3 protein-coding genes are annotated in these 6,000 nt (G+C 39.3%); all 3 read left to right on the forward strand.

The features are described 5' to 3' along the window. Nucleotides 1-429: 429 nt before the first annotated feature. Entirely contained in the window at nucleotides 430-3,801 is a 3,372-nt protein-coding gene (locus Xentx_RS10125) for an inverse autotransporter beta domain-containing protein (protein WP_167366752.1), read from the forward strand. Nucleotides 3,802-4,178: 377 nt separating this feature from the next. Then, a complete protein-coding gene (locus Xentx_RS10130) occupies nucleotides 4,179-4,586 on the forward strand; it encodes an Ig-like domain-containing protein (protein WP_074020119.1) in 408 nt (135 codons plus the stop codon). A gap of 552 nt (nucleotides 4,587-5,138) precedes the next feature. Then, nucleotides 5,139-5,897 carry a Thoeris anti-defense Tad2 family protein gene (locus Xentx_RS10135; RefSeq protein WP_074020120.1) on the forward strand — a complete coding sequence of 253 codons (759 nt, stop codon included), beginning with the start codon at nucleotides 5,139-5,141 and terminating at the stop codon, nucleotides 5,895-5,897. The last annotated feature ends 103 nt before the right edge of the window (nucleotides 5,898-6,000 follow it).

The raw sequence follows: 6,000 nt of genomic DNA on the forward strand, positions 1-6,000 counted from the left end.
CATATTAATATTATTCGAAAATACCTTATATTTTTCTAATTGCATTTAACGCAATTTCAATCTCATGAATTGATAATTTTTTAAAAACCTCGTTTAACCTAAAGAGGCTTACTTTTTTATTCCTTCCTTGATAAATCCTTAGCGAAAATCATCAGTGTCTTAAGTCATTAAAAATAATTATCACGTGATAACTATCTTTAATAACGCAAAAATAAAATACACCACTATTATCACAATAGGGATAAATCCGGATTATTTAATATGAGGTGTATGAATATGTTATCATATATTGGTAAGGTCATATTTTTGCTCTTTTTTCTTTACACGTTATTAGTACCCTATACAATAACGAATTCCTTTGCAGAGGGGTGGCTTAAAACTGAAAGAGCTACGAAAAAAGCAGATGAGAACGATAATATCAGCGGGCGAGTGAATGAATCAGATAAAAAATATCTGAATTCGGATACGCATAAAAAAAGTAGCGTAAAAGAAAACAATCACACCTCAGATGCTGATACACAAAATGTTATTACTAAAAACCTCCAAATGGCAGGTAATTTCCTGTCATCTTCCCCTTCAGAATTGGCCGAACAAGCCAAATCCTATGCGTTAGGGCAAGTTAACGGCATGGTAACGTCTGAGGCACAAAAATGGTTATCACAGTTTGGTACGGCCAGAATTAATTTTGGACTGGATAAAAAGGGATCGCGAAAAAACAGCTCACTCGATCTTTTACTGCCACTTTATGATAATAAAGCGGATTGGCTGTTCTTTTCCCAACTTGGCTATCGCAACAAAGACAGTCGGGATACCATCAACGTAGGATTGGGTGGTCGTTATTTCTATCAGGACTGGATGTATGGCCTGAATACCTTTTATGACAATGACCTGACGGGCAAAAACCAGCGTCTTGGGCTGGGCGGAGAAGTGTGGGCAGACAACATTAAACTGGCTGCTAATACCTATTTTCGTGTCAGTAACTGGAAAAACTCACGGGATTTTGTCGGTTATTACGAACGCCCAGCCAACGGTTATGACATTAGTGGGGAGTTTTTCTTACCTGCTTACCCTAATCTGGGCGCCAAGCTGACTTATGAGCAATATTTTGGCGATGAGGTTACTTTATTCGATCGTGACACCAAACAGAAAAACCCCGTCCTGGCTACATTGGGGCTGTCTTACACCCCAGTTCCGCTATTTACTCTGGGTGTGGATTATAAACAAGGAAACGGGCACAACGAAACACAGTTTTTGGCGAACTTAAGCTATAGATTGGGTGTTCCCCTGAGTGTGCAGTTATCGCCAGAAAACGTGGCGATAGCGAGGACATTAGCAGGCAGCCGTTATGATCTGGTAGAAAGAAATAACCATATCGTGCTTGAGCATCAGGCAAAGCCAGCCGCTCAATTGTCGCTGCCAGAGGTTATCACCGGCTATAGTGGAAGTCAGCAGGATATTACCGCCAAATTCTCTTCTGAGTCTCCGCTTAAGCAGATCCATTGGGCAACCAACAAAGATTTTGAACAACACGGTGGGAAACTCTCTTCCAAGACCGGCAACACCATCAACGTTACCCTGCCAACCTATTTATCTGGCAATAACCAAAATAACAATTACCCCATTTATGCTGTTGCTGAATGGGAAAATAACCAAAAATCAGCGCCTGCTGAAATGCGTGTCATTGTCAGGCCGTTTATGCTGAAAAAACAGGAAGGAGCTAACTTTACTCCAGCAGGACCATTACCTGCGACAGGAGATCAAAAGGACGGATATACGTTTGACCCTGTGATTACCTTTGATACGGCCGCTAATGCACCGATAAAAAATGTCACCATCAATCATGTTCAGTGGATAACCGATCCTAAAATCGGCCCAGAGAGTGGGTTGAAGTTACTTGATTGGGGAACGTCGGATTCTGTGGTTCTTGATGAAAACGGGCGTTTCAAACAAAAACCGGTCTTAGTCAGTCAACACCCACATAAAGATGTCAAGGTGTACCTGCAAATAGATAGCCAGCCTCCAGAATTAGTGGGCGAAGTTAGCTTTGGTGACAATCCAGCCAATTCCAAAGATTACAGTATTGGTCAGGCTGGTATTACGTCCGAGAAATTACAGGCCTTATCGGCCGGTGGTTACCAACAATATCAATTTATGGCGACTATCCTGGGTGCTGATGGCAACCCCGTTAAAGAGGGTACGGTCATTAGTGATGCACATTGGAAGATAGATAAACCATCAGACGCCACTAAATCTGGCATAACACTAACCCCAGAGACTAAAACAGATGACAAAGGAAACTTAAAGGCAATCATCACCAGTACTAAGGCATTCAGTGGGGATGTGGTAGTTTCGCTTTCCATTGAAGGTCAGGCTGCTGTTTCTGCACAAACCAAAGTGACCTTTACTAAAGATACCCAAGATTATAGTGTTAGTCAGGCTGGTATTACGCCTGAGAAATTACAGGCTTTATCGGCCGGTGGTTACCAACAATATCAATTTATGGCGACTATCCTGGGTGCTGATGGCAACCCCGTTAAAGAGGGTACGGTCATTAGTGATGCACATTGGAAGATAGATAAACCATCAGACGCCACTAAATCTGGCATAACACTAACCCCAGAGACTAAAACAGATGACAAAGGAAACTTAAAGGCAATCATAACCAGTACTAAGGCATTCAGTGGGGATGTGGTAGTTTCGCTTTCCATTGAAGGTCAGGCTGCTGTTTCTGCACAAACCAAAGTGACCTTTACTAAAGATACCCAAGATTATAGTGTTAGTCAGGCTGGTATTACGCCTGAGAAATTACAGGCTTTATCGGCCGGTGGTTACCAACAATATCAATTTATGGCGACTATCCTGGGTGCTGATGGCAACCCCGTTAAAGAGGGTACGGTCATTAGTGATGCACATTGGAAGATAGATAAACCATCAGACGCCACTAAATCTGGAATAACACTAACCCCAGAGACTAAAACAGATGACAAAGGAAACTTAAAGGCAATCATAACCAGTACTAAGGCATTCAGTGGGGATGTGGTAGTTTCACTCAAGGTGGGGAAAAATAAGCCTGTTCAATCACCAACGTCTACGGTAGATTTCAAACTAGCAGGGATATCGCCAATAACACCGGACTCAAAAGACCCTATAATTGTAGGCCTATCTTATAACTTGGCAGTCATCGTTAAGGATGATGAGGGTAATCCGTTGCCTAATAAGACAGTTAACTGGCATATACAGGCTAGTCATGACAATAAGACAGTAAAAATTCCCACAAGTAGTAAGACCGCTCTAAATGACGGTAAAGCTACCGCAATATTGACCAGTAGTACGAATCAAGATGTTACAGTAACAGCTTCAGTGGATGGCATTGGAGCAACGCCGCCTTTGCAGGTGAGGTTCGTATGGCCAACGCTCAGTGAACCCGAACCGATCGCACAAAGCCCGCAATCGGGTCCAGTTTATGCGAATGAGGGCGGTTATTATATATATCAAACGATAATAAGTGGTCCTGACGGTAAACCTTATCAAAATCCGTCAAAAGGCTCACCAGGTTATGTTCCTATTCAATGGTGGCAAAAAGATCATGAGGACCCCCAAACCACTTACGTAAGTTATCAGGAGCAAGATGAAGGCTCACAGGCTAATTCTCCAGGAAAGGCGACAGTTAAAGTGTCTGGTATTGGGAATAACTTAACTGTTGTTCCGTGTGTTGGCATATATGTACCAAACGCGGGAGGATTCAAAAACCTTCCATCACACCAATGTGTAACACAACAAAACATCAGGAAACTTGAGTAGCTTTAATTTTAACTTTGCTTAAGGACAGCTATTTTATCATCACGTAAATGTAGACTCGGCTTTTTAGGTTCAGTAAAAAGCCGAGTCTTTTTCACTTTCTATCACAAAATGCTTTTTAACAGCCACTTATCTCAAAGTGATTTCCCCTCTTAAATAAAACACCGATTAATTAGCAGTAAACTTTGAATTTACACGCCAGCGCATCACTCACCCGACGAATAGATAGATTTTATTATGCTAAACCCGATTTTAGTGTGTATTCATTGCTATATGATTACCGCTTATTGAGATAAAAATTTAACTTAAGTAATATGATTTGGCGATTTAGTCGTAGGATGAAATAACCTTGAACTTTAATGAATATAAGTGAGGTGTTTATGTCTAACGTTAATCAGCAAGAAGAGCAGAAGCTAGATTCCACATCGGAACTCAATGCGAAAATAAGAGTGTACCCATCAAGCCCAGTATCGATGAATGGGCTTTATACTATGAGTGTCAAAGTTACTGATAAATATAATAAAGGGGTACCTAACCAGAGAGTTAAATTGAGCGTAACCGATCCACAGGGGAAACCCGTATTGGGCGGGGATGGCAAACCTCAAGTATACACCAATGCTGCTGAGGGTTATGATGATACATTAACCTATAGTGATGGTTTGATTTACTTTACACCGTATCTTATGCTTAACAACTACCAAACTCAAGCTGGAGTATACACAATAGAGGCCGATGTGGAAGGCGCAGGAATAAAACCTGTGCAGAAGCAGGTGGAATTTATCAAATAGTTAAAGAAAGTTACTGTTCAAACTGATTTATTATCACGTAAATGTAGACTCGGTTTTTATTAAAAAACCGAGTCTGTTATAGTTTCTATCACAAATTATATTGCTTTATCACTGGTTCGAATTATTGAGTATCTTTTTTCATGCCTATATGATATATGTTCTGTTTGTGTGATAAGTTGATTTAATTTTAATATGTGAATTTTTATCTTAATTATTTTATCTGTTTTAATTTTTTGTTTAGATAAAATAAAATTAATCACACATTAAGTAATTATATTACCATTAAAAATAATATTTACGATCAATGAGGTTATTATCACTGCATTGTGCATTTAGGAAAATATCAGCAGTAAATTTTGAATTTACAACCCAGCAGGTTATTCACTCTGAATGAAAACAGATTTTATCATGTTAAGCCAGATATTAATGCGTATTTGTGGCTATATGACTGCATCCCATTGAGATAAAAGTTTTACTTAAGTAATATTAGCCAGCGATTTAGCCATAAGATGAAATGACCTTTTACTTTAATGATCAATAAGTGAGGAAATTATGTCAGTAATAAATAAATTAGACAGTAATATTGCTCAACAATGTTCATTTACCCCTGATCAATTCAAGGTTAACGTCACAACTAAAATTGATAATGATATCACTGCACCTATTGGCTCTTCTCCGTGGGCACTAATTCAGGTGTATTTAGGCAAGAAAGTGTATAGACGTAATTGGAGCTATCCTGTTGAATACATACATCTTGTATCTGATAGCTCGCCTTTAATTGAGAAGCGCGAGCAAGACAATATTACCGCTTGGCAGCCAACACCAGAAGATTTAACAGCTTGTGACTGGGAATTACAGGGGGACCCCAATCTGGAATTTGATCTTGAAGTGGGAAAAGAAATGTATAACGATAGCCAATGCTTTGGATATTTTAATATAAATAGTTCTTCTTCATCTACTTACATTGGTACCTTAGATCTAATCAAGAATAATTCAGATATTAAGAACATAACAATGTTCTATTTTATTGAAGATGTAATATTATCTATTCACGCCTCCTCTGATAACAACCAAGAGAGTTGTCAAAAAGTGGTGGAATTGTTTAGTAAACAACTCACTGTAATGGTTGATGATGTACATTATTTTATTGGGTATGGAGGCACGAATCTTACCAGTGACGAACACAAATGCGAGTTCGGCCCAACAACATATCAAAATCCTAGCAATAAAAACCTAAAAAAATTAGGTGACCTGTTGAAACAAAACGTAGGTAAAACACTTCGTATTCGCTTAGTGTGGAATGATCATTAATTTATAGGGTCTGTTGATGTTTTAAGGTCATAATTCATTCAGCCCACATGGGCAACCAGACAATGATAAACGCCAGAGCCAACATACTGGCGTAATTCCGTTC

The sequence above is a fragment of the Xenorhabdus thuongxuanensis genome, from assembly GCF_001908095.1.
In the GTDB taxonomy this organism is placed as follows: Bacteria; Pseudomonadota; Gammaproteobacteria; order Enterobacterales; family Enterobacteriaceae; genus Xenorhabdus; species Xenorhabdus thuongxuanensis.